Origin of the sequence: Flavobacterium bernardetii (assembly GCF_011305415.1) — a bacterium.
GTDB classification, from domain to species: domain Bacteria; phylum Bacteroidota; class Bacteroidia; order Flavobacteriales; family Flavobacteriaceae; genus Flavobacterium; species Flavobacterium bernardetii.
In genome coordinates this window covers 106,832-132,832 of record NZ_JAANOQ010000004.1, presented here as the reverse complement: position 1 = coordinate 132,832, position 26,001 = coordinate 106,832, and the positions used below count along the sequence as shown (strand labels likewise).

23 protein-coding genes are annotated in these 26,001 nt (G+C 30.5%); 17 read left to right on the top strand and 6 right to left on the bottom strand.

The genetic code is table 11. From position 1 onward, the window contains the following. The first annotated feature begins 14 nt into the window (after positions 1-14). The 12 genes from murB to G6N05_RS09050 all read left to right on the top strand — a co-directional run bounded on the left by murB (position 15) and on the right by G6N05_RS09050 (position 12,264). The gene (gene murB / locus G6N05_RS09105; protein WP_317167481.1) at positions 15-1,088 is read left to right on the top strand and encodes a UDP-N-acetylmuramate dehydrogenase; all 1,074 of its coding nucleotides are present in this window, start codon (positions 15-17) and stop codon (positions 1,086-1,088) included. A 58-nt stretch (positions 1,089-1,146) separates the two neighbouring features. Next, the gene (locus G6N05_RS09100) at positions 1,147-1,755 is read left to right on the top strand and encodes an FMN-binding negative transcriptional regulator (protein ID WP_166127337.1); all 609 of its coding nucleotides are present in this window, start codon (positions 1,147-1,149) and stop codon (positions 1,753-1,755) included. Positions 1,756-1,854: 99 nt separating this feature from the next. Then, positions 1,855-2,307: a hypothetical protein gene (locus G6N05_RS09095; RefSeq protein ID WP_166127333.1), complete on the top strand. Its 453-nt coding sequence runs from the start codon at positions 1,855-1,857 to the stop codon at positions 2,305-2,307. A 3-nt stretch (positions 2,308-2,310) separates the two neighbouring features. After that, entirely contained in the window at positions 2,311-3,009 is a 699-nt protein-coding gene (locus G6N05_RS09090) for a hypothetical protein (protein ID WP_166127329.1), read from the top strand. A gap of 126 nt (positions 3,010-3,135) precedes the next feature. Beyond that, complete coding sequence (locus tag G6N05_RS09085) at positions 3,136-4,242, top strand: glycosyltransferase (protein WP_394351469.1); 1,107 nt, start codon at positions 3,136-3,138, stop codon at positions 4,240-4,242. Continuing rightward, entirely contained in the window at positions 4,233-4,796 is a 564-nt protein-coding gene (locus G6N05_RS09080; protein ID WP_166127322.1) for an RNA polymerase sigma factor, read from the top strand. The genes G6N05_RS09085 and G6N05_RS09080 overlap by 10 nt, the downstream gene beginning before the upstream one ends. 35 nt (positions 4,797-4,831) lie before the next feature. After that, entirely contained in the window at positions 4,832-5,653 is an 822-nt protein-coding gene (locus G6N05_RS09075) for an alpha/beta fold hydrolase (protein WP_166127318.1), read from the top strand. A 70-nt stretch (positions 5,654-5,723) separates the two neighbouring features. Then, positions 5,724-6,968, top strand: coding sequence for an MFS transporter (locus tag G6N05_RS09070; protein ID WP_166127314.1), 1,245 nt, complete (start codon positions 5,724-5,726; stop codon positions 6,966-6,968). Between the two features lie 92 nt (positions 6,969-7,060). Continuing rightward, positions 7,061-7,897 carry an energy transducer TonB gene (locus G6N05_RS09065; RefSeq protein WP_166127311.1) on the top strand — a complete coding sequence of 279 codons (837 nt, stop codon included), beginning with the start codon at positions 7,061-7,063 and terminating at the stop codon, positions 7,895-7,897. 204 nt (positions 7,898-8,101) lie between these two features. Beyond that, the gene (lipA, locus tag G6N05_RS09060; RefSeq protein ID WP_166127306.1) at positions 8,102-8,968 is read left to right on the top strand and encodes a lipoyl synthase; all 867 of its coding nucleotides are present in this window, start codon (positions 8,102-8,104) and stop codon (positions 8,966-8,968) included. Positions 8,969-9,047: 79 nt separating this feature from the next. After that, positions 9,048-10,049 carry a type I glyceraldehyde-3-phosphate dehydrogenase gene (gene gap, locus G6N05_RS09055; RefSeq protein ID WP_166127301.1) on the top strand — a complete coding sequence of 334 codons (1,002 nt, stop codon included), beginning with the start codon at positions 9,048-9,050 and terminating at the stop codon, positions 10,047-10,049. A 40-nt stretch (positions 10,050-10,089) separates the two neighbouring features. Continuing rightward, positions 10,090-12,264, top strand: a complete 2,175-nt coding sequence (locus G6N05_RS09050; protein WP_166127297.1) for a tetratricopeptide repeat-containing hybrid sensor histidine kinase/response regulator — start codon at positions 10,090-10,092, stop codon at positions 12,262-12,264. Here the strand turns inward: G6N05_RS09050 and lpxK are convergent. From lpxK to G6N05_RS09035, 3 genes are read right to left on the bottom strand one after another with little or no spacing between them, the layout of a single operon-like run. Further along, the gene (lpxK, locus tag G6N05_RS09045) at positions 12,254-13,255 is read right to left on the bottom strand and encodes a tetraacyldisaccharide 4'-kinase (protein WP_166127294.1); all 1,002 of its coding nucleotides are present in this window, start codon (positions 13,253-13,255) and stop codon (positions 12,254-12,256) included. The two genes, G6N05_RS09050 and lpxK, sit on opposite strands and share 11 nt — an antisense overlap. 2 nt (positions 13,256-13,257) lie before the next feature. Further along, positions 13,258-13,539, bottom strand: coding sequence for a Txe/YoeB family addiction module toxin (locus tag G6N05_RS09040; protein WP_166127291.1), 282 nt, complete (start codon positions 13,537-13,539; stop codon positions 13,258-13,260). After that, entirely contained in the window at positions 13,521-13,769 is a 249-nt protein-coding gene (locus tag G6N05_RS09035; RefSeq protein WP_166127282.1) for a DUF2683 family protein, read from the bottom strand. The genes G6N05_RS09040 and G6N05_RS09035 overlap by 19 nt, the downstream gene beginning before the upstream one ends. A 119-nt stretch (positions 13,770-13,888) precedes the next feature. Between G6N05_RS09035 and G6N05_RS09030 the strand changes: the two genes are divergently transcribed. The 5 genes from G6N05_RS09030 to G6N05_RS09010 all read left to right on the top strand — a co-directional run bounded on the left by G6N05_RS09030 (position 13,889) and on the right by G6N05_RS09010 (position 19,290). Continuing rightward, positions 13,889-14,980: a Nif3-like dinuclear metal center hexameric protein gene (locus G6N05_RS09030; RefSeq protein WP_166127273.1), complete on the top strand. Its 1,092-nt coding sequence runs from the start codon at positions 13,889-13,891 to the stop codon at positions 14,978-14,980. 4 nt (positions 14,981-14,984) lie between these two features. Then, positions 14,985-15,764 carry a zinc ribbon domain-containing protein gene (locus G6N05_RS09025; protein ID WP_166127252.1) on the top strand — a complete coding sequence of 260 codons (780 nt, stop codon included), beginning with the start codon at positions 14,985-14,987 and terminating at the stop codon, positions 15,762-15,764. A 116-nt stretch (positions 15,765-15,880) separates the two neighbouring features. After that, the gene (rluF, locus tag G6N05_RS09020; protein ID WP_166127248.1) at positions 15,881-16,669 is read left to right on the top strand and encodes a 23S rRNA pseudouridine(2604) synthase RluF; all 789 of its coding nucleotides are present in this window, start codon (positions 15,881-15,883) and stop codon (positions 16,667-16,669) included. After that, complete coding sequence (locus tag G6N05_RS09015; RefSeq protein ID WP_166127245.1) at positions 16,670-17,149, top strand: hypothetical protein; 480 nt, start codon at positions 16,670-16,672, stop codon at positions 17,147-17,149. A 155-nt stretch (positions 17,150-17,304) separates the two neighbouring features. Then, a complete protein-coding gene (locus G6N05_RS09010) occupies positions 17,305-19,290 on the top strand; it encodes a PAS domain-containing sensor histidine kinase (protein WP_166127241.1) in 1,986 nt (661 codons plus the stop codon). 4 nt (positions 19,291-19,294) lie between these two features. Here the strand turns inward: G6N05_RS09010 and G6N05_RS09005 are convergent, their stop codons facing one another. The 3 genes from G6N05_RS09005 to G6N05_RS08995 all read right to left on the bottom strand — a co-directional run bounded on the left by G6N05_RS09005 (position 19,295) and on the right by G6N05_RS08995 (position 25,887). Continuing rightward, positions 19,295-19,789 (bottom strand): GNAT family N-acetyltransferase, encoded by a 495-nt coding sequence (locus G6N05_RS09005; protein ID WP_166127236.1) that lies wholly within the window; start codon positions 19,787-19,789, stop codon positions 19,295-19,297. Positions 19,790-19,792: 3 nt separating this feature from the next. Next, positions 19,793-25,441, bottom strand: coding sequence for a GEVED domain-containing protein (locus G6N05_RS09000; protein ID WP_166127233.1), 5,649 nt, complete (start codon positions 25,439-25,441; stop codon positions 19,793-19,795). 137 nt (positions 25,442-25,578) lie between these two features. Further along, positions 25,579-25,887, bottom strand: a complete 309-nt coding sequence (locus G6N05_RS08995) for a DUF3467 domain-containing protein (protein ID WP_166127230.1) — start codon at positions 25,885-25,887, stop codon at positions 25,579-25,581. Between the last annotated feature and the right edge of the window lie 114 nt (positions 25,888-26,001).

Here is a 26,001-nt window from a genome sequence, read left to right as displayed (position 1 = left end):
TCGCAGTCGCAGTTATAAGTCGCAGTCGCAGTCGCAGTTATCAGTTTTTCAGAAAGCATCAAAAAAATAAACACATGAATATCACCCAACAACAAGCGTTAAAAAAATACAATACCTTTGGCATTGAAGCTTTTGCAACTGAATTTTGCGAAGTCAATTCGATTCCTGATTTAGCCGAAGTTTTACAAGAAAACCAACAGAAAAAACTCTTTATTTTAGGCGGTGGAAGCAATATGCTTTTGACTCAAAACATCGACGCGTTAGTGCTACATATTAATAACAAAGGCATTGAAGTAATTGAAGAAAACGACGATTTCGTTTGGGTAAAAGGTAATGCTGGTGAAGTTTGGCACGAATTTGTTCTGTTTTGTATCAAAAATAATTATGGTGGAATTGAAAACTTATCTTTAATTCCTGGTAATGTTGGCGCCACTCCAATTCAGAATATTGGTGCATATGGTGTGGAAATAAAAGACACTTTTGTTTCATGTGAGGCGATGAAAATTGACACACAAGAAATTACGACTTTCGATAAAACCGCTTGTAAATTTGGCTATAGAGAAAGTGTTTTTAAAGCGGAATTAAAAAACCAATATGTGATTTTATCTGTTGTTTTCAAACTAACAAAAAGTAATCATAAACTAAATACTTCTTACGGTGCGATTGATACCGAATTAGAAAATATGGGAATCAAAAACCCAACGATTCAAGAGGTGAGTAAAGCGGTTATTGCCATTCGTGAAAGCAAATTACCCAATCCAAAAGAATTAGGAAATAGCGGAAGTTTCTTTAAAAACCCAATTGTTCCAATAGAAATTTACGAAAAAGCCAAAGCAAATTTTCCTGAAATACCACATTATCCTGTTTCAGAAACACATGTAAAAGTACCTGCAGGTTGGTTAATTGAGCAAGCCGGATTTAAAGGCAAACGTTTCGGCGATGCTGGAATTCACACCAAACAAGCGTTAGTTATAGTGAATTACGGTAACGCGACAGGAAACGAAATTTGGGCCGTAGCACAAAACATTCAGAAAACTATTTTGGAGAAATACGGAATTAGTATTGAAGCGGAAGTGAATGTGATTTAATTTACGATTTGGGATTTACGATTTACGATTTACGAAATAAACTTAAAACAGAAATAAAATGTACATACCAGATATTTATGTGAACGAAAATCGAAGTGAAATTTTACGTTTTATTGAAGAAAACAGTTTTGCTATTCTTGTTAACCAATCCAATAGCAAAATAAACGCGACAAATATTCCTTTGTTTATTGAAAAAAGCAATGATAATCAACTTATTTTATCTGGACATATTTCAAAATTAAATCCACAAAGTGAAAATTTTGCAGAAAACGGAACTGTTTTAGCTATTTTTTCTGGGGCACATTCATATATTTCTTCTTCTTGGTATGATTATGAAGAAGTCCCAACATGGAATTACCTAGCCGTTCATGTGGAAGGAAAAATTGAAATACTAAATGAAGAACAAAAGCTTATACATTTAGAAAATTTGGTGAATAAATACGAAAAAAACAGTGAGAACCCAATTTCTACGAAAACACTTTCCGAAAAAACAATGCTTCAAGCCAACGGAATTTTGGCCTTTAATATCATTGTGTCAAACATAGATGCAGTGAAAAAATTGTCTCAAAATAAAAGTGAGAACAATAAAAAAAGTATCATTTCACATTTAGAAAAATTAGGAGATGAAGGTTCGAAAAGTATTGCTAAGGAAATGAAAAACATGTAGTGATTGATTAAAAACTATATTAGAGAAATGCGAAATTTACATTAAAGCATAAGTAAATTTGATTTAGAGTTAGAAGTACGAAACACAAATAAATTTAAAATGCAATTATCAAATTTTATATTAAATAGCGAAGTTGAAGATTTAAAAATTGGCTCAAAAGTTTCTGATTCAGAATTAAATCTTGATGTTATTTTAGAAGGAAGCGGAGATATTCCTAGTATTTACAATTTAGAATACAAAACCGATCTTTTTGAAATTACTACTTACAAAGGAATTATTTTAGGAATTTCATTTGATTTTAAATACGATACAGAAAAAAAACATCAAATAAAAATCAACTCAAATCATTTTAATATAGGTTTTAAAACAAGTATAAGAGAATGTTTGAAATATTTCGAGGAAAATAAACTAGAATTTCAATATACAATTAATGAATTTAAAAATGATTATGAAATTAAATTAGCTAACAAAGTAACTTTAATATTTGACAAATTTAATTTATATAAAGTTTATATTTTTGATATGGAATTATATAATGAAATAAGCAAATAGAACATGACTAAAAACCCTATCGTTTACCAAACATTCAGTTCAAAAGAATTAGCTATTGAATTGACAAATTTATTATCTGAAAACAATATTGTATTTAAAACAGAGGTATTTAACGCCACTTTTGATTCTGCATTTACAAACAATTCAAACAAAGATTATATTGTAAAAATTAATCCCTCAGATTTTGAAAAAGTGGATACATTACTTTTAGAATCTATGAAAGAGGAAATTGACAATGTAACTGACGATTATTATTTATTTCAATTTTCCAACGAAGAATTATTTGATTTAATACGAAAACGAGATGAGTGGAATCAGTTTGATGTTTTGTTGACTAAAAAAATATTACAATCTAAAGATGTAGCATTTTCTCAAGAACTAGATAACAAAATCAAACAAGAAAGAATTACTGAATTAGCTGAACCTAAAAAAGCTCATATAGCATATATTACAGCAATTTTTATATTTTCGATCTTAGCCATTTTTATTAATTTTTATATTGGATATTCTGGATTTTATATTGGATTTTTAGGCTTTTTTGTTGGATTGCACTTAGGAACTAGTAAAACTACTTTACCAAATGGGAAACAAGTATTTGAGTACTCTTCAAAAGACAGAATGTATGGAAAAGAGATTATGCTAATAAATATAATTGGTATAATTATTTCTGTTAGTTTAAGTTATTTAAAAGAATTACTATAGTTTTTTAATAGACATAATTCCTATTAAACCCATAAACACGTGACCTTTTAAACCAAAAAAATTAAACTTGAAATTGTGAACAAATTAAAGTAAATTTGCCCAACTTTTAAAAGGAACATGGAAACAATTTTACTTATACTTTTTATTACATTTTTAGTTTTTTTCGCCATTCAATTCGTGTACCAAGCGTTTGTTTTTAGTCGTTTTTCGTTTGTACAACCAAAGAAAGACACACCAAAAAGCATTCCGGTTTCGGTAATTGTTTGTGCTAAAAATGAATTTGAAAATTTACAAAAACATCTTCCTATTTTAGTCTCTCAAAACTATCCCAACTACGAATTGGTCTTAATTGACGATGCCTCTAGCGATGAAACTTTAGAATTATTAGAAGAATATGAAAAACAATATTCGTTTATTAAATTAGTCAAAGTCAAAAACAATGAAGCGTTTTGGGGAAACAAAAAATTCGCCTTAACCTTAGGAATTAAAGCCGCAAAAAACGAATATCTATTATTCACAGATGCGGATTGTTGTCCAACTTCTGAAAACTGGATTTCAGAAATGACTTCGCATTTTTCATTCAAAAAAACCATTGTTTTAGGTTATGGCGCTTACGATAAAATTAAAGGTTCTTTCTTAAATAAAATCATTCGCTACGAAACAGTTATTACCGCAATTCAATATTTTTCTTGGGCAAAAATCGGAAAGCCTTATATGGGCGTTGGTCGAAATTTAGCGTATAAAAAATCAGAGTTTTTCAATGTAAACGGATTCATTAATCATATTCGAGTGCGTTCTGGTGATGATGATTTATTTATCAACGAAGCCGCAAACGCTGCTAATACAACAATTTGTTATAATCCTGAAGGTTTCACGTATTCTAAACCAAAAACCACATATAAAGAATGGTTTAATCAAAAAAGAAGACACGTTTCTACAGCGAAATTATACAAAGGTTTTGATAAATTTCAATTAGCATTATATTTTATTTCGCAGGTGCTTTGTATTACTTTGGCAATAATTTTGCTATCTTTCCAATACAATTGGATTATTGTGACAAGCGTTTTAGGTTTCCGATATATATTTAACTGGATTGTTTTCGGTTATGGAGCTGCGAAATTAAACGAAAAAGACGTGATTGCTTGGTATCCAATTTTTGAACTTATTTTAATAATTACACAAATCAGAGTGGCGTTTACCAATCTGATTTTCAAACCTGTACATTGGAAATAAAACAAGAAAAAATACTTAAAAACATACAAAAAGCAAAATTGGGAGATCAAGTTGCTTTTACTTTTCTTCTCGATTTTTATTGGAATGAAGTGTACGGCTATATGCTAAAACGTACGGAAAATGAAACCGACACAGACGATATTGTAATTGAAACTTTCGCGAAAGCTTTTGACAAAATTAGCATGTATAATCCAGAATTTGGTTTCAACACTTGGTTAATTACGATTGCAAAAAATGTACATATTGATATGCTTCGCAAGAAAAAATCGACTTTATTTTTAGAAATTACTGATGAAGAAGATAGTTTAGCCAATCAAGTTTTAGACGACACACCAACCATAGAAGATAAATTAATTACAGAACAAAATTTATCGCAATTATTACAGCAAATCAAACAGTTAAAACCTGCTTATCAAGAAGTTATTCAACTGCGTTATTTCCAAGAAATGACTTATCAAGACATGGCAGAACAATTGAATGAACCGCTAAATAATATCAAAATCAAACTTCTTCGCGCTAAAAAATTATTAGCTGAAATTATTAGTGAGAAATAGATTTTCACACAATTACCAATATTTTTTTTAAAATAATGAAATCTAAAACTATACTTTTACTAACAACATTATTTTTCACTATACTTGGAAATGCTCAAATAGAATATGGTTCTAATAATGGAAAATACTTAACCATTAAAGACACCAAAATATATTACGAAGAATATGGAAAAGGCACGCCACTTCTTTTGATTCACGGTGGTTTCGGAAGTATTTCAGATTTCGAAAAAATAATTCCTATTCTTGCAAAAAAACATAGAGTAATAATCGCGGACGCACCTGGACTTGGTCGTTCAGAATACTCAAAAAGCAAATTAAGCTATAATTTATTAGCAGAATACAATTCTGAAATCATAGATAAATTAAAACTAGATAGTCTTAATGTAATTGGCTGGAGCGACGGTGGAATTACTGGATTAATTTTAGCCAAAAACAGACCCGATAAAATTAAAAAACTAATTGTTTCAGGAGTAAATTATAAAATCGAAGGTTTTAAAAACATTGAAGAAGTTAAAAACTGGACTAATATCAACTGGGTTGAGCAAAATTGGCCAAATTGGATAAAATATTATCAAAAACTTTCACCGACAAAAGATTGGAAAAGATATATCAATGAAGCAAAAGAAATGTGGTTTCAAAAGGAATATTTCCCAAAATCTGACCTTGAAGCTATCAAAACTCAAACGTTAATTGTTTATGGCGACAACGACATGTACACTTTAGAACATGGTATAGAAATCCATAACGCTATTAAAAACAGCCAACTTTGTGTCATTCCAAATTGTTCACATGAAGTTTTTAGAGACAAGTATGAAATCATAAGTCAAATTTCAATTGACTTTTTAGAAGATAAGTAAAAAAACTGCAGTTCAAATATCTTTTAATTTAAATTAATTTTCATTAGGTTTGGCAAAACTTAAAAACCAAATGGAAAACTTTACTTTTTCTGAAAAACTAAAACACCTTTTTTCAATCCCTGTAATTATTGCTGCTTTAGGGTATTTTGTAGATATTTACGATTTACCACTTTTCGGAATTGTTCGCGTACCGAGTTTAAATTCTTTAGGATTAAATGCAGATGAAGTTGGTACAACGATAATAAACTGGCAAATGTCGGGTTTATTGATTGGCGGAATTCTTTGGGGAATTTTAGGCGATAAAAAAGGGCGACTTTCCGTATTATTTGGTTCAATTTTAGTGTATTCTTTAGCGAATATTGCTTGCGGATTTTTACCACAATTTCCCCAAGAAAACATCGTAACCATTTATGCAGCTTTACGTTTTATAGCAGGAGTTGGTTTAGCTGGCGAATTAGGAGCAGGAATCACTTTAGTTTCCGAATCTTTACCAAAAAGTTTACGCGCTATTGGAACTTCAATTGTAGCTGGTTTTGGTTTGTTAGGGGCTGTTGTCGCACAATTAACCGTTCAAATGACATCGGAATGGACGACTTCTTATTTTATTGGTGGCGCTTTAGGTTTAGCGTTACTTTTCTTAAGAATTAGCGTTTCCGAATCTGGAATTTATAAAGATATTGAACACGATGCATCGGTAAAAAAAGGAAACTTCTTCATGCTTTTTAATTCTAAGGAACGTTTTACAAAATATTTAAAATGCATTTTAATTGGGTTACCCACTTGGTATTGCATTGGAATTTTAGCTTTAATGGCGAATCAGTTTGCTACAGCAATGGGAATTGAAAACCTAGTTCCTGGAAAAGCAATTATGTGGGCTTATATCGGAATTTCAGCTGGTGATTTTGCTAGTGGAATTATTTCACATTATTTAAAATCAAGAAAAAAAGCCATTTTATATATGTTACTTTTCACCATAGTTGGAGTAGCATTATTACTTTCAGGTTTTGCTAAAACAGAAAACTCGTATTACTTTTTCTGTGCTTGGTTTGGACTAGGAACTGGATATTGGGCAATGTTTGTTACCGTTGGCGCAGAACAATTCGGAACAAATATCAGAAGCACAGCCGCAACTACAATTCCGAATATGGTTAGAGGTTTATTACCCGTAATGTTAATCGGTTTTGATTTTTTTAAAATAAATTCTGGTGTAATTAATAGCGCCATTATTGTTGGAATACTTGTATTTATTTTAGCCATTTACGCCACTTTAACCATTGCAGAAACACATGATATCGACATGAATTACACAGAATAATTCAATAAATTTATTCTTTTATTGAATTTTTGGCATGATTATTTCATAAGGTTTAAATTATACGCAAGTATCAACCTTAAAAACTATATATTATGTCAAATTTCAATGTACAAAACGACAAATGGCTAGAAATTGCCTTCGAAGACCGAAACAAAGCTTACGGTGCTTACCAATTAAGAAAAGAAAGTGATGCTACTACCATAAAAGCAATGCTTATAACTTTCGGAGCACTTGCTTTTGGAATTGGATTGTTTTCATTTACAAGTCCAGAACTAAAACCAAGTATTACACCAAAACCATTCGAATTACCACCCGTAGTTAGAATTATAGAACTGACTCCAATTACTCCTGAATCAAAACCAATTATTAAAAAAGGCACTACTGATCCAAAGTTAAATTTAACTCCTGATGAAGTTCCTCCAGTTGTAGTTGATAGAACAGAAGTTGAACCAATTGTAGAACCAGAAAAACCAGACACTTCAACTCCGTATAATCCAAACGGAACAGAAAATGGAAATCCTGGACCAGTTGGTGATCCAGCAGGAATTGAAACTCCATTACCAGCAAATCCAACTGGAACTGGAACAATAAAACCAGATAACAGTCCATATAAAGGTGTTTTAGGTGTTGAAGCAAGTTTCCCTGGAGGAATTAACAAGTTCAGAACTTTTATTGCAGAAAACTATAAAATCCCAAGCACTTTTAACAAAGATGTTTTATCTATAGAATTGGTTTTTATTATCGAAAAAGACGGTTCTATGACTGACATTAGAATGATTGGAAAAGGCGACAAAGCTTTAGAAAAAGAAGCGATTAGAGTTTTAAAAGCCATGAATAAAAAATGGACACCAGGAAAAGTAAACGGTGAAATTGTACGAAGTGAAAAAAGACTTCCAATACAAATTAGCCTTGTAGATTTAGAAGATTAATAGTACAACTGCATCTTAATTTTAAAACCACAAAATACATTTTATTTTGTGGTTTTTTTTATGAAATCACACTAAACAAATATTGCGTCAGCATAAACAAATAAGGAAAAGTGATTGTAATGTTATCATAGATAAATATAATCGAAACATATGATTTGTTTTATTACGTTTCGTATATTTGCAATCAGATTTTAGATTAAAATTATGGCTACAGAAAGCGTATTTCCACCTACTCCAAAACCGAAATGGTTGCGTGTAAAATTACCCGTTGGACAAAAATATACTGAACTTAGAGGTTTGGTAGATAAATACAAATTAAATACCATTTGTGCTTCTGGTAGTTGCCCGAATATGGGAGAATGTTGGGGAGAAGGAACCGCAACGTTTATGATTTTAGGAAATATTTGCACACGATCTTGTGGATTTTGTGGTGTAAAAACAGGTCGTCCTGAAAATGTAGATTGGGAAGAACCAGAAAAAGTAGCACGTTCAATCAAAATCATGAACATCAAACATGCTGTAATTACAAGTGTGGACAGAGATGATTTAAAAGATATGGGAACTATTATTTGGGCAGAAACTGTAAAAGCTATCCGAAGAATGAATCCAAAAACTACTTTAGAAACGTTAATTCCAGATTTTCAAGGAAGCGAAAAACATTTAGATAAAATTATTGAAGTGGCTCCAGAAGTTGTTTCTCATAACATTGAAACGGTACGAAGACTAACTCGTGAAGTTAGAATTCAAGCAAAATACGATAAAAGTTTAGCTGTTTTAAAATACTTAAAAGAACAAGGATTGAACCGAACAAAATCGGGAATCATGTTAGGTTTAGGAGAAACGGAAGAAGAAGTAATTCAGACGTTACATGATTTAAGAGATGCGAAAGTAGATGTAGTTACGATTGGTCAATATTTACAACCAAGTAAAAAACATTTACCTGTTAAAGAATTCATCACACCTGAACAATTTGAAAAATACGAAAAAATTGGTAAAGAATTAGGTTTCATTCACGTGGAAAGTGGTCCTTTAGTACGTTCTTCGTATCATGCTGAAAAACATATTCATTAATTTTAGGCATAAGACATAAGGCATAAGGCATAAGGCATAAGGCAAAATTAAATTTATCATAAAACACTAAAATAAAAATTTGAAAATACGTGTCGCTATTAATGGTTTTGGAAGAATTGGAAGAAATTTGTTCCGATTATTACTGAATCATCCCAACATAGAAGTTGTTGCTATAAATGATATTGCGGATATTAAAACCATGAGTCATTTAGTAAAATACGACAGCATTCACGGTGTTTTACAACGTTCAATTTCTACTGAAAATGAAAAGTTAGTTATTGACGATTTAAGATTTCAATTTTTCCACGAAAGTGATATTTCAAAATTACCTTGGACTGCTTTAAATATCGATTTTGTAATTGAAGCTACAGGAAAATTCAAAACTACTGAAACGGCACAATTACATCTTTCGGCTGGAGCCAAAAAAGTAATTTTATCAGCGCCACCAGAAGATGACAAAATAAAAACTGTCGTTTTAGGTGTCAACGAACATATTTTAGATGGTTCGGAAACTATTATTTCCAACGCAAGTTGTACGACTAACAATGCCGCACCAATGCTGAAAATAATTCAAGAATTATGTGGTATTGAGCAAGCGTATATTACAACAGTTCACTCCTACACTACCGATCAAAGTTTACACGATCAACCTCATAAAGATTTAAGACGCGCTCGTGGTGCTTCCCAATCTATAATCCCAACAACAACTGGAGCGGCAAAAGCAATTACTAAAATTTTTCCTGAATTAGAAGGTAAAATTGGCGGTTGCGGCATTCGTGTTCCGGTTCCAGATGGTTCATTAACTGACATTACGTTTAATGTGAACCGAAAAATTTCTATTGAAGAAATCAATTTAGCTTTCAAAAAAGCTTCGGAAGGGGAACTGAAAAACATTTTAGCTTACACGGAAGACCCAATTGTTTCTGTTGATATTATTGGCAATCCAAACTCTTGTGTTTTCGATTCGCAACTAACTTCGGTGATAGATAAAATGGTAAAAATCGTAGGCTGGTATGATAATGAAATCGGATATTCGTCTCGTCTTGTGGACTTAATACTTTTTTTATCAAAAAAAAATTAGTATTTTTAGCCTTTATAATTTCAAGTTTTGAATTCAAATAATGAAAAACCTCCTATTCTTACTTACCTTTTTCACTATATTCTCCTTTTCTCAAAGTAAGAAAAACAAAACTGATAGCATTAATTATTTTTTAGAATTAGCCAATTATTCTTTCGAGGAAAAATACAATTCCAAAGACGCTATTAAATATGTTCAAAAAGCTATTAACTATTCAAAAGCTACCAAAAACAACGAAAAACTATACGATTGCTATTATTTTTTAGGAAGTTTACATTTGGAAAACAACAATTATAATGACGCCATAATTAACTTCATTAAATGTTCTAATTACTACGAAATAAACAAAATATCTTCTTCAAAAGTTGCTAAAATAAACTATGCATTAGGGACTTTATACTTAGAAAAAAGAAACTTTACGATTGCCAAAATGTACTTTGACAAAGCGTATTTAATTTATAGCGAAATAAATTCTAACGAAGCATTTCCATTATTAGAACTTCAAAAAGGATTAACCTTAAAAGCCAGTAATAAATTAGATGAAGCGGCAATAATTTTCAAGAAAATAGCCAATACTAATAGAGATGTTGAATCAAGTAAAGTGGAAGCTATTTATCAGCTAAGCAAAATTTATTATCTTCAAGAAGACTATCAAAAAGCCTTAGAATATTCTAAAAAAGCATTGGAATTAGTAGAAAATAATTCTGTTGGAATTTCAAAAAAGAAAATCCTAAACAACCTTATTTTGATTAGTGAAAAATTAGAAGACTACAAATTATCTAATTTTTATTTAAAAGAATTTTTAACGTTAAATGAAATTAAAAATAATTCTGGTCAAGAGAATACTGAATTACTTATTAATAAAAAGGAGCACGACAATCAATTAGAAATTGTTGAAAAGCTAGAAAAAGAAAAAAGTGATCAAATGAAATCGATACGATTTTCAAGATTGATTAGTATTATGAGTATTGTTTTAATTGCAATTTTATCTTTATTGAGTTTTTCATTATACAAAAATAATAAAATTAGAACGTTTACCTACAAACTTTTACAAGCCAAAAACAAAGAATTAACGGAACAAAAAGAGAAGGCAGAATTCGCATCTAAAGCCAGATCAGAGTTCTTATCTACGGTGAGTCACGAGTTAAGAACACCATTGAATGCGATAAACGGAATTACGTATTTATTGCTGCAAGAAAAACCAAAAACCAGTCAGTTAAACTATTTGAAATCATTAGAATTTTCAGGGAATTACCTTTTGAGTTTCATCAATGACATTTTGGAAATTAACAGATTAGAATCAAATAACGTTCATGTTGAAAAAATCAAATTTAATTTGGTTGAATTAGTAAATAATATTAATCAATCTTTCAGTGGATTTATCAGTAAAAACAACATCAATTTTAAATTAGATTTAGACATAGATGGCAATGAAAACCTAATTGGTGACCCTACTAAACTGTCTCAAATTTTAATAAATTTAATTAACAATTCTATAAAATTCACTAAAAACGGAGAAGTCATATTAAAAATTAATACCGTTAAAGAAAAAGACAATAAGATCACTTTAAAATTTGTTGTTCAAGATAATGGAATTGGTATTCCAGAAGATAAAATTGCAAATATTTTTGACAGTTTTTCTCAAGGTTCTGTAGAAATTAACCGAACATATGGTGGAACTGGCTTAGGACTTTCCATTGTTAAAAAAATTATTGAAATATTAGATAGTGAAATTCATTTAGAAAGTAAAGTCAACAAAGGAACTAAATTCTATTTTAATTTAGATTTTGACAAGTCGGACTTGAAAACCATTTCTAGCATTGAAACAAATCAAATTATTTCTCACGAAAACTTAAAAGGTAAAAGAGTTTTATTAGTAGAAGACAATAAAATCAACCAAATGATTACCAAAAAAATGGTAGAAAACAAAGGTATGATTTGTACAATTATTGACAATGGTGAAGATTCAATTGTTGCGATGGAAAACAACAAATTCGATATGGTTTTAATGGATGTTCATTTACCTGGAATCAATGGAACGGAAGCTACGGCTGAAATCAGAAAATTTGACACCATTACACCAATTATTGCTTTAACTGCTATTTCATTAAACGAAAACAGAGAAATGCTACTTTCTTACGGCATGAATGATGTGGTAACAAAACCTTTTGCACCAGAACATTTTTACAATGTAATTAGTTCTTATTTTAAGGCTTAATTGTTTTAGAAATAATTGTTTTAAACTCTGATTCCGAATTTAAAAACTTCACTTTTATTGGCAAATAAAACAACTTATCAGACTTAATTTTCCCGTTTAAACGCACATAATCTTTTTCAGTTGTAACTAAGATATTATCTTGAGCTAAAGCATTTAATTCTGATATTTCTTGTTCCGAAAAATGATGATGATCTGGATAAATCATAACCTTATCATTACCAGAATTCAAATAATCTATAAAATATTTAGGTTTTGCAATTCCGGCAACAATGACTTTTTCATTAGCAATTACTTCCGAAACGTTCATGGCTTTTTCAGCAGCAAAAACTTCTGTATCATAGTCAATTGCAGTAAAGAAAACCGGAACATTTACATCCAATTTCTTTTTGACTTTTTCTTGTTCTTGTTCAGAAAGAGTTGCAGGACATTTCGTTACGATTACCAAATTCGCTCTCTTTTTTCCGATTGCCGATTCTCGTAAATTTCCGAAAGGCAAAATATAATCGTCCGAAAACAAATCATCGTAAGCCGTTAATAAAATATAATATTGAGCAGTAACTTTTCTGTGTTGAAAAGCGTCGTCTAGTAAAATCACATCTGGCTTTATCGACGCAATTAAATTTTCAATTCCTGTTTGTCTGTCTTCACAAACCGCTACAGAAACTTCAGGGAATTTGGCTTGAATTTGATACGATTCATCACCTAATTCATGAGCAGAAATCGTTTCATTAGCTAGAACAAAACCTTTCGTACTTCTTTTGTAACCACGACTTAAAACCGCGACTTTATACTTATCTTTTAATAATCGGATTAAATATTCGGTATGTGGCGTTTTTCCTGTTCCGCCAGCGCTTAAATTCCCAATTGCAATTATGGGTAAATCATAACTTTTACTTTTAAAGAAACCCACATCGTACAGCCAATTTCTAACAAAAGTGACTAACCAATATATAATTGCAATAGGAAAAAGGATTTTACGAAGAAAATTCATAGTTATTTATCGGAATAATGTCCCATAGCAGAAACTACATAAACGGTTACAATTTCTTCTTCCACTCTATAAACCATTCTGTCTTTTTTATTTATTCTTCTCGACCAATACCCTTTTAAATCGTACTTCAATTCTTCAGGTTGACCTTCGCCAAAAAAAGGATGTTCTGTAAGTTCTAAAAGTATTTTTTCTATTTTTTTAATCGTTGATTTGTTACCTGATTTAAAATGAGCTTGAAGTTCTTTTTTTGCAACTAAATCAAATTCTACAAAATACTTCCCCATATATCATTTGGATTTAATCTTGAAGTATTTCCTTTTTTAATTTCTGCTTCGGCTTTTTTAACTTTAGCAACAAACTCAGGATTATATTTTTCTTCTTTTTTAGTTGATTTCGTAGTCTCTAATTCAATAATTTCAATTCCATCTACACCTTTAAAAAAAGACTCAGACATGGCCATGAAAGCTTTACCTGCTTTTGTGCGTTCGTTAATTTTTATGGTTATAGTTGTCATAATGAAATGAATTTAGATATACAAATATACAAAAATCGTGCTAATTTAATTTTAGAAATTAGTTTTTAAACGATTTCGTTTTTTATCTTTGAAAATTACAAAATCACTAAACTAAACTCATGCAATTATCTGAAATAACGAAATATTTGGAGCAATTAGCGCCATTAGCCTACGCGGAAGACTTTGATAATGTTGGACTTTTAACAAGTCACACCAACGACATTACAGGAATTTTAGTTTGTCATGATGCGTTAGAAGAAGTGATAGATGAAGCAATTGCGAAGAAATGTAATTTAGTGGTTTGCTTCCATCCTATTTTGTTTTCTGGATTGAAAAAAATTACAGGAAAAAATTATGTAGAAAGAGCAGTAATCAAAGCGATTAAAAATGATATTGCGATTTACTCCGTTCATACAGCTTTAGACAATCATCAAAATGGTGTGAATAAAATTTTCTGTGACGCTTTAGGTTTAACGAATACTAAAGTTTTAATTCCGAAACAACATTTCATTCAGAAATTAGTCACTTATACACAACTTGATAATGCTGAAAAATTAAGAAACGCTTTATTTGATGCTGGCGCTGGAAACATAGGTAATTATGAAAATTGCAGTTTCAATAGTCAAGGCATTGGAACTTACATGGGAAATGAAAACAGCAATCCAGAATATGGTGATCGATTTGAATTTGTAGAATCTAAAGAGATTAAAATTGAAGTAACTTTCGAAAAACATCTGCAAAAAAACATTTTAAAAGCTCTTTTTTCAAATCATGTATATGAAGAAGTAGCTTACGAAATTTACCAAACCGAAAACGAACATCAAAATATTGGTTTAGGAATGATTGGAGAATTAGAAAACCCAATGAAACCTTCCCATTTTTTACAATTTGTAAAAGATAAAATGGAATGCGGTGGAATCAGACACAGTCAATTTTTACCTACTGAAATTAAGAAAGTTGCGGTTTTAGGTGGAAGTGGAAGTTTCGCAATAAAAAATGCCATTTCTGCTGGTGCTGATGCTTTTTTAACAGCGGATTTAAAATATCACCAATTTTATGAAGCCGAAAACAAGCTACTTTTGGCTGATATTGGACATTTTGAAAGTGAAAGGTATACAAAAAACTATATTGTTGACTTTCTTAAAGAAAAAATCACTAATTTTGCAATCATTTTATCAGAATTAAATACAAATCCCGTTAAATATTTTTAACAATATGGCAAATACAAAAGAACTAAGCGTAGAAGAAAAGTTAAGAGCAATTTATGCTTTACAATTAATTGATTCTAAAATTGACGAAATCAGAAACGTAAGAGGTGAATTACCTTTAGAAGTGGAAGATTTAGAAGATGAAGTGGCAGGATTATCTAAGCGTTTAGAAAAATTAAACGAAGATCTAAGTGCTATTGATCATCAAGCAAAAGAAAAAAAGAACAATATTGATGATTACAAAGCGTCAATAAAAAAATATACTGAGCAACAAAAAAATGTGCGTAACAATAGAGAATTTAATTCTTTATCTAAAGAAATTGAGTTTCAAGAATTAGAAATTCAATTGGCTGAAAAGCACATTAAAGAAATGAAAGTTACTTTAGAGAACAAAAAAGAAATTGTTGGTCAAACTAAAGAAAAATTAGAAGGTAAGCAAAATCACTTGAAGCACAAAAAAGCGGAATTAAGTGATATTATGGCTGAAACTGAAAAAGACGAGAATTTCTTAATTGAAAAATCTAACGAATTCAGAGGTAAAATTGAAGAGCGTTTATTAGCAGCATACGACAGAATTAGAAACAGTGTTATCAATGGTTTAGCAGTAGTTTCAATTGAGCGTGGCGCTTCAGCTGGTTCATTCTTTACTATTCCACCACAAACTCAAATGGAAATTGCTGGTAGAAAGAAAATCTTAACAGATGAGCACAGTGGACGTATTTTAGTTGACAGTGTTTTAGCTGACGAAGAAAGAGAAAAAATGGAGAAAATATTCGCCAAAATGTAATATCAAAAATCCCGATGAAAATCGGGATTTTTTTTTGATTTATATCTTCCAAACACAAAACCTTTTAAACTTTTAAACTACTAAACTTTTACACTAAAAAATACTACCTTTGCCAAATGGAAGAACAATTAGTACGCATTAATAAATATTTATCAGAATCAGGATTTTGTTCTCGTAGAGAAGCTGACCGATTATTAGAAGAAGGAAGAATTACGATTAACGGACAATCTCCGGAATTGGGTACGAAAGTCGCACCAGGTGATGAAGTTCGCGTAAATGGCGAATTAGTGACCAATGCAAACAAAAAACCAATTTATTTATCGTTCCACAAACCTGCTGGAATTGAGTGTACGACTAATTTAAGTATTCCAGATAATATTGTTGATTATATCAATTATCCAGAGCGTGTTTTCCCAATCGGAAGATTAGATAAAGCCAGTGAAGGATTGATTTTCATGACCAATGATGGTGATATCGTAAACAAAATTTTACGTGCCAGAAACAATCACGAAAAAGAATATATTGTTACGGTTGACAAACCAATTACAGATGTTTTCATTAAGCAAATGAGTAATGGTTTACCAATTTTAGACACGATTACAAAAAAATGTACGGTAGAAAAAATGAGTCAGTTTGTGTTTAAAATTGTTTTAACACAAGGTTTGAACCGACAAATTCGTCGTATGTGTGAATATTTAGATTACGAAGTGACTTCGCTAAAAAGAATCCGAATTATCAATATTACTTTAGATGTTCCTGTTGGAAAATATCGTCCGTTAACAGAAAAAGAAATCATTGAATTAAATACATTAATTGAACCTTCAAGTAAAACAGAAGACGCCAGTATTTTACGCGACAAGAAAACCAATTACGGAAGTAGAAACTACGATAAAAGAAATAGATAAATGAACAGAGGAAAAGACATTAAAAAAGAAATTGATAATTATGTTAAAGGAAATTATCCTAAAAACACAGCTATTGAACTTTTAAGAAGAGATGGTTTTTCTGAAATCGAAATTAACGAACACATACATAATTTAAACATAGTAGATCAAAACAACACTATGACATATATGTTTGTCCCAGGATTTATATTTATTTTAATAGCCTCATTTTATTTATTGACCATTGGAATTTCTTCAGAAGAAAACGATTACAGTATCCTTTCAATCATAGGATTTATTCTTTCCTTTCCAATTGCTTATTTTTATTACAAAGGAAATAAATTCTCCATTTTAATTACTGGTTTTGCTATTTTATGTTCTATATTTTTTAGAATTATGGATTTATTTAATTCATTTACAAATATATTTAGCACACTATTCGTTATATTCTTTTCAATACTGGTATTAATTTCAGTTAAAAATTATTACAAAAGCATCTGATTTTATAATTTCAATTTTCCCAATAAAGTTGAAAGAAAATTAACATCCATTATCAAATAAAAATATCAGAAAAATAAAATTAAATCTCTAATTCCTTAATAATAAAACACATACATGTATTTTATTTTAGTAACTTTAGATTAATTTTATTTGTTATGCCTCAATCTAACTCTAAATTATTACAAAAAATTTCCCTACTAGAAAAAGAGTTAGTCAATCAAAAAAAAGACTTAACACTTTTCGACCACTTTACTCAATATTTTAACAAAACCAAAGATTTAATTTGTATTGCAAGTTTAGACGGCTATTTTACAAAAATTAATGAGGCCTTCTCTATAGCTTTAGGTTATTCAGAAGAAGAACTTTTTTCAAAACAATTTATAAATTTTATACATCCAGAAGATTTAGACAAAACTCTTAAAGAAATTGAAAATTTAAACAAAGGGCAAAACACAATTAATTTCAGTAATAAATACAAAAAAAAAGACGGAGGTTATATAAACTTAAATTGGCACGCGATATCAAATGAAGAAACTAAAACAATTTTTGCAATAGCCAGGGATGTAACTGATGTAGAACAGACTAAAGAAAAACTAATATCAAATCAGCGGTTATTAAATGAATCTCAAAAAATGGCAAAGATTGGAAGTTTTGAATTCAATCTTCAAACTAATGAGCTTGTTTGGTCAGAAGAATTATTTAATATTTTTGAGATAGACCCTAAAGAAAAAGAGAACTTATATCAGCTATACGTAAATAGAATTCCTGCTGAATATATGGCCTTATTAAACATTAAACTACAAGAAGCAATTATTGAAAAAAAAACTTATGAAATAGAACATACTATTGTCTTAGATGATGGCTCAAAAAAATGGATTCTCGGATATGGCGAACCAATTGTAAACAAAAATAATGAAGTAATTAAAATTAGAGGAATTGCAAAAGACATTTCTACACAAAAAGAATTTGAAAACACTTTAAAAGCTAAAGAATATGCCGAAGCAACAAGCAAAGCAAAAACAGATTTCTTAGCTAATATGAGTCATGAAATTAGAACTCCTTTAAATGGAATAATAGGATTTACAGATTTATTAATTGAAACAAAACTGAATAAAAGTCAGCAAGTTTACATGCAAAACATAAATCAATCTGCAAACTTATTATTAGAAATTATAAATGACATATTAGAATTTTCAAAAGTAGAATCAGGTAAGTTAGAATTATCGTATGAACCTATTTCGCTGTATGAATTAACAAACCAAATTATCAATTTATTTACTGTACAAGCTTCAGCAAAAAACATACATTTAAAACTAGATTATGATTCAAATATTCCAAACACAATTGAGGCAGATGCCTTACGATTAAAGCAAATATTAGTAAATTTATTAAGTAATGCCATTAAGTTTACTAGTTTTGGCGAAGTAGTTTTACAAGTAGAATTAATCCAATTAAAAAAGAGCAAATTTGCAACAATAAAATTTTCTGTTGTTGATTCAGGAAAAGGAATTAAAAAAGAAAACTTAGAAAAAATATTTAATTCATTTGTTCAAGAAGATGCGTCAACCACAAAAAGATATGGAGGAACTGGACTAGGGTTAGCCATTGTAAATAAATTACTATCGTATTGTAAAAGCAAAGTCAATGTAAAAAGTGCTTATGGCGAAGGAAGTAATTTTAACTTTACAATTAATTTTAAAATACCTGACAATACTGTTTTAAAAACAAATAAAAAAGAAAAAGGAGAAAGTTCAAACATCAAACAAGAATCAAAAAAATTAAGTATTTTAATAGTAGAAGACAATCCTATAAACATTCTTTTAGCTAATAAAATATTAAATAAAATTTATCCAAACAGTGAAATATTAAAAGCTGAAAATGGAGAAATCGCCTTAGAAATTTTAGATAAAAATAAAGTTGACATTGTTTTATTAGACATTCAAATGCCAATTAAAAATGGATATGAAACTGCTTTTGAAATTAGGCTAAATGAAAAAACCAAAAACATCCCCATAATAGCATTAACTGCTGGTATTATGGAAAGTGAAAAACAAAAATGTCTTGATGCTGGAATGGATGATTATATTTCTAAACCTTATAAATTGTTAGAATTACAAACTATAATTAACAAATACATTTAAGAAATTAAAACGTTAATTCCATTACATAATCGTCCATAATGTAATTATTTCCGATATCAATCACTTCTTCTTTTGTGATAGTAAAACCTAATTTTTGATAGAAAAATTGCGCTTTATTGTATTTGTTTACATTTAAAAACACCACTTTTTGATTATTGCTTTTGGCGATTTTAATTACTTCGTCAATCATAAATTTCCCAAAACCTTTACATTGCGTTTCTGGCAAAAGATAAATTTTATGAATTTTTAGCAAATCCGATTCTTTACAATTAAATTCATAGGCAACAAACCCAACAACCTTTTTTCCTTCAAATAATAATTCAAAAATCTGACCAGCATCCATTTGATTACTTAAATTCTCAATAGAATAAAAGTTATCTAACATATAGTTTAATTGTTCTGTCGATAAGATTTCACCATAAGTAAATGGCCAAATTGTATACGCCAAATCTTTGATGATTGACAATTGGTTTTTAGTAATTTTTTCTAAATGTATCATAATTTAAAAAATAATTTTCTTAGAAAATTTATTACCGTTCACATCTGTAATAGTAATAATTAATACTTCTTTTTGAATATTTAAATTATTAAAAGTTACTTTATTGTTGTTAATATTGTTTTTAGTAATAATTTTTCTACCTCTAATATCAAAAACTGTTACTTCACTTAAAGTTGCGTTTCCGGCATTAACCTCAATATTATTATTTTGTTTATAAACCAATACTGAATTTTCATTAAACTCAGCTGTTGCATTACTTAATACAGAATTTGTATATACAATTTCAAAACGAGAATTAAATTCACCAGCTTCACTATTAAAAATATAAGGTGATGATTTAATATCATGAGTAATATTTAGTAAATTATCTTTTAGATAAATATTTTGATTTGCTAAAAACAACCCATCTAACTGACTTAAAGTAATTGTATAAGAACCCATTTCAGTAGCAATTAATCCTAAAGAAACTGTATCTGAATTTACAAATGGTAATGCTTTTGACTGTATTACATATTTATCATTGTTTACCACATTATATAGTACACTGTTTTCATTACCAAATAATTTACCATCAGCATTATCAATTTCATTAGTTCCATCAGTCATGTATGAAACCAATACTTGATTATGAATTTTGTTCGTCGATGTTAAATCGAACCATATTCTGTGCTTTTCAATCGTATTAGAATTTCTGAAAAATTGCCCACTACCTGTTGCTTGGCGTTGTAAATTATTAAACACAGCCGAACCAGCAGTTGTTACATTAGTAAAAAAACCTTGACCAACATTAATTACTCCAGTAGGTTGCGCACCACCTGCAGCGGCAGCAACTCCTCCAGCAGTTGTATAACTTGCATAGTTATTACTCGGATAAACACCTGCACTTGACGGTACAATATGCGTCCAGAAATATAAAGTAGTTGCACCAATTGCAGCATTATCTGTTAAGAAAGTAGTTGCAGTAATTGGTGATGGATATGGATTACCTATCATATTAAACCCTGTTGTAACAGCTGTAGAGTAATTACCATTATTTGCAACACCTGTAAATCGACCTGAATATAATGAATAAGAAAAAGGAGTTAAAGTATTTGGTGTTCTTATTAAATAACCGCTTCCAGCAGTAAAATTAGTTAATGTAGGATTTACTGAAACCCAAGCTGTAGCAGTATTTGTTCCGGCAGGATTATAGGTGTAAAATCTGTTTGTTAAGGTTTGATTTGAAAAATTTAATAAATTTTGATTTAAAACTGGAGAAGCCCATGAAATATAATCAAGACGAGTAACTAAAGAACTATTTCTAACAATAGTAACATTTCCAGTATTTGCTGCATTAGTTGTTTGAACTAAATATACATTGTTATTAAAAGTTAACGAACCACCTGTTGCAACAGATATATCATTTTCAATAGTGGCTATACCACTATTAAATACAACATTTGCAGGGGAACTAACAACTAACTTACAAGCAGTAATTGCTGAACCATAATAATCAGAATTAAATTGCGCAATTACACCTGCAATAGGAGTACCGATAGACCAAGTAGTTCCGTTATATATAGTAGTAGCTGTACAAGGCGCAGGAGAAATAATATTAATTACATAATCTTCTACTTCTCCGTAACTATTTGGTGAACTACTTAATGGATTACAAGCAGGAGGCATTGCGTTTGACAAGTCTTCTAATAACACAACACGCATTAATGTTAAACCGTTTAATGCAGATAACGGTAAAGTAATGGTTCCAGTTAAAACATTATTTAAAGGAGTTTCTACAGTTGGACCAGCAGATAAAAATCTTTCAGACGGTAAATCGAAAACTCCATTTTGATTTATATCAATAAATACAGTTAAATAAGCAGGATAAAAAGTTGGTCCTGATGTAATTTGAGAAACAGAGAAACTAGCCGGAATACCTTTTTCTATATTAACAGGAGTTAAACTTGTAAAGTTAGTATAAGAATTTACAGCAGTTGGATTGTTTAAAACAGGAGTCGCTACTCCATTATTAAGAGCTCCGAATGTAACGTTTCCAATTTCTGTATCTGCAGTACTTGTTGTTGATGCAGCACAAAAAAAACAATTATAAAATGGACCCATATTTACTTGAACAGGAGCTGTTGTAGCTGAAGCACCACCATTTGAACATATTACAACACATCGGTAAAACGTTGAATTTGTTTGAGTAACATTAGCTGTAATATTGGTTTGTCCTGATATATTTGTATAAGGTGCAATTCCATCAGGTGAAGATTGCCATTGGTAAGTGATACCAGCATTTGAAGAACTACCCACTAAAGTTAAATTAAATGGTGCACCAGAACATGGAGAGGCAGGCACACTTATTGTACCCGCAGTTGGCGTACCAGAACACTGCATTCTAATAGATATATTATCTAAACCAATATCAAAACCACCATTATCTCCAGTTCCTCTAAATCTAATTATTGCGGTAGGAGATACAGAAGAAAAAGCTGCTGTAATGTTGGTCCATACTGTAACTGCTGTAGTTGCGGGTGCAAAAGCAGGAGTTGTTGATAATGGATTAAAAGTTAAACCTCCATCTTCTGAAAGTAATATTTCTAATTGATCAATTCCTGTACTAGGTGCAATATACCAAAAAGATAATTGTTTTGCGCCAGGAGAAGATAAATTAACATACAAATCTAAAGAACCTTGGATTCCAGCAGGTAAAACATTGTACGAATGAAAACGAGCCGATCTTGCACCATCTTGAGCAATTGGTGAATAAGCTCCATCTATTGATGACCAACCACTTAAAACTGTCGTTGTATTATCAGCTCTCCATGAAGCATCTGCAACAGAACCACTAAGCATTCTCCACGAATTATTTGGAGCATCTTGACCAAGTGGAGCTGTAACACAAGTTGTTAGCCAAGTTGACTCAAAACTTTCAGTTAAAGGAATTGTTGCATAGGTTGCTAAATTTATAATCACTTGAACTGGCAATGATGTTGTAGCTGTTGAAGAAGCGGTACACCTAACCACGCATCTGTACCAAGTTGATGCAATAGGAGAAACCGAATAACTACTTGAATTAGCGCCACTTATAGGTAAATAAGAAACATTATTAGAAGAAGATTCCCATTGATAATCAACGTTTAATGTAGCAAAAGAAATACTTAACGATAAATTTGTTGAATTACCTACACAAAAATTATTATTTGATGAAAGAGCATTACTTGCAGCTGGTGCCCCAGAACATATTGAAATACCTTCAAATTCATCGGCTCCAATATCTGGCGCTGAACCAGTTCCTACATATCCAACAGATCCTTGACGAGTGTTTCCATCAAAATCATTTGTAATTGTACTAATTATACCTGCTCTACTTTCAGCTAAAGTAGGAATTGCTGTGTTTACATGTAAATATGTAGCATCAGAACCAGTTGTTGAAACAAATGTTGGGTTTTCAACAACAGATAACTGATCTCTATTAACGAAAAAAGCTTTAAAGTTAGCTAAAGTGTTTTGAGCATTTATTATAGCTGTTTGTGATTCACAATAAGTTAAGTGATTATTTGTACCTGAAGCAGCATCTACATAAATTAAATTGTTATTAGATGTTGTTGCATAATTTGTAGGAACTGTACCTGCTGTACCTGTACTTCTTCTAATACCTGCGCTAACTCCATTTGCAAAGTTATTTGCGGCGTTTTGTGCAGGCGTAGATGTATTTATAAAAATATTATTTCTAACATCAACAATTGGTGGAGTAGTGTTAAAAAATAAACAAGAAGATCCGAAAGTAGTTGTAGAAGTACTTGTAGCGTTTAAACGAACTGTATTATGGTACACATCTACACGCACTGAACCACCTGAAATATCAATACCTTTTACAGAATTTAATCCTGTTGAAGTTGGCGTGAATAATTGCCCTATAATGTTGTTACTAATTGTATTAGATGTACCCCCAGTAACAGAAATTCCAACAGCAAATGCACCAGTAGTACCAGAGCTCGTAATGTTATAAATTTTATTTTTATAAATATTTTTAACTCCATTATTCAATATAATACCAACATATAACACACCGGTACCTGTATATCCAGCAGTATTTGTAAAACTATGTATCGTGTTATTAAAAACATTTTTATTACCAGCAATACCTAGCTCGTTAATACCGCGAATGAAACCTCCAGCAGAACTTAAATTAAATATTTGATTATTAGAAATAGTTACATCTACTGTATTTGAAGTACTAAAAATCCCTTCTAAAACACCTGCTGAAGCAGCATTTGTATATGACAAATTACTTACTATATTGTTGTCAATAACAGTTGTGGCAGGTGAATTTATCGCAATACCTCTTAATGCTCCTGAACCTGCTGAACTTCTAGACCAGTTACCAATAGTATTGTTATTAATATTTAAAGTATTTGATGTAACGCCTGATATTAATATATGTATTCCAGTACCAGAAATAATACTTCCTGCTGAAACGTTATTATTATTTATATTAATAATTGTAGCATTACCAGCAGCATTATTTACTATACCTGTAATCGCTGCAGTTGTAGCGGTTGGATAATTGATAACAACTGTATTATTGTTCATGTTAATGGTGTTACCTGCAGGTGTCCCTCCGGCAGTATTTGAAATACCTACTAAAGCAGAAGTTGTGCCTCCACTGGCAACGGTAACATTATTGTAATTAATATTACCTGAAGCACTTGTACTACCAGAAGTAATAATACCACTAATAAAAGAAACATGATTAACACCTGTTCCGTTATTATTGTTTATTGTATTGTACGAAGCATTAAAACCCCATTGGTCTGAAATTCTTATTCCAGCAGCAGGATTTGTTGCTCCGGTAGCGCCACCATAATTTAAAATAGTATTACCAGTAGCGCCAGACAAACCTCCAATATCGTTGTTCGTATCAGCTAAAGTAAAAGGAGAATTGGCAGCAAAGCCTTGTAATACTATTCCATAATTACCCCCGTTTATAGTATTTGCATAAAATTTGTTATTAGAGCTTGCTCCATTAACAGAAGTTATTGTTAGTGGAGTTGCAGAAGCTGCAATAGTTGAATTCATCAAAGCTATTGCAACAGAACCATCAACCATTAGAGTGGTACCAGATACATTATTTACACGTTGCATGTTAAAACGGCAATTTTGAATTGTATTATTATTACAACCATTTGTTGCAGATAATTTAAACAATCCAATCCCAAACTCCATTGAAGCAGGATTAGTTGTATTACCATCAGTAAAAGTTAAACCGTTTATTGTAACATAATCTGCACCATTTAGTTTTAAAATTCCGTCTGGAACCGCACTTGCTGGTGTAGCAGTACCAACTCCAGCATTTAAAATAGTTGTAGCACCAGTACCAATAATAGTAATTGTGTTTGTAGCACTTAAAACAGGAGATAACGATGGACTTCCCAATATTAAACCTGTTGCTGGAGCAGTTTCTGAGCCAGCTGCAAGGGTTAATGTAATTGGACCAGACATTGCCGTGACAGCATTTAAGCTAGTTAAAGCTGCAGATAAAGTGGTATAACTTACTGCCAAATTTGGTGTTGCATTAGTGTTATTTGCAACTGTAACTCCAATTTGAGCTTGTAAGTTGGTAACAAATAACAAAACAAAAACAATAAAAAGGTATTTATTTTTCATGTGTAGGGGGCTATATTATATAAAATATTTCATCGTAAATATACAGTTTTTTCCTTGCACGAAACAATTAATCCAATTAAACGCATATAAATAAGATAAAATACTTTTTTTGAAATTTAAAAAACATTTCACAAAAATTACGCTTGTCCCGTTGGACCGAAATTTAAGGGCATTGGCGGATGTTCTTCTTCTTTAATTTGTCCGTGAGCGCTTTCAAAACGGTGGATATTTTCACTTAAAGCTTTTAATAATCTTTTCGCGTGTTGTGGTGTTAAAATAATTCTTGATTTCACTTTAGCTTTTGGTACACCAGGCATTAACGAAATAAAATCTACTACAAATTCTGTATTAGAATGATTAATAATCGCTAAATTGGAATACGTTCCTTCTGCTATTTTTTCGTCTAATTCGATATTGATTTGTCCTTCTTGGTTGTTGTTTTCCATTTTTATTTTAATTTTTAAACATATAAGTCATGTAAGTTTTTCAAAAAAAATTATGCTACTTATATGTTTATTAAGTTCATTTAAGTTGACTACAAGATTAAGTATAATTTTGAT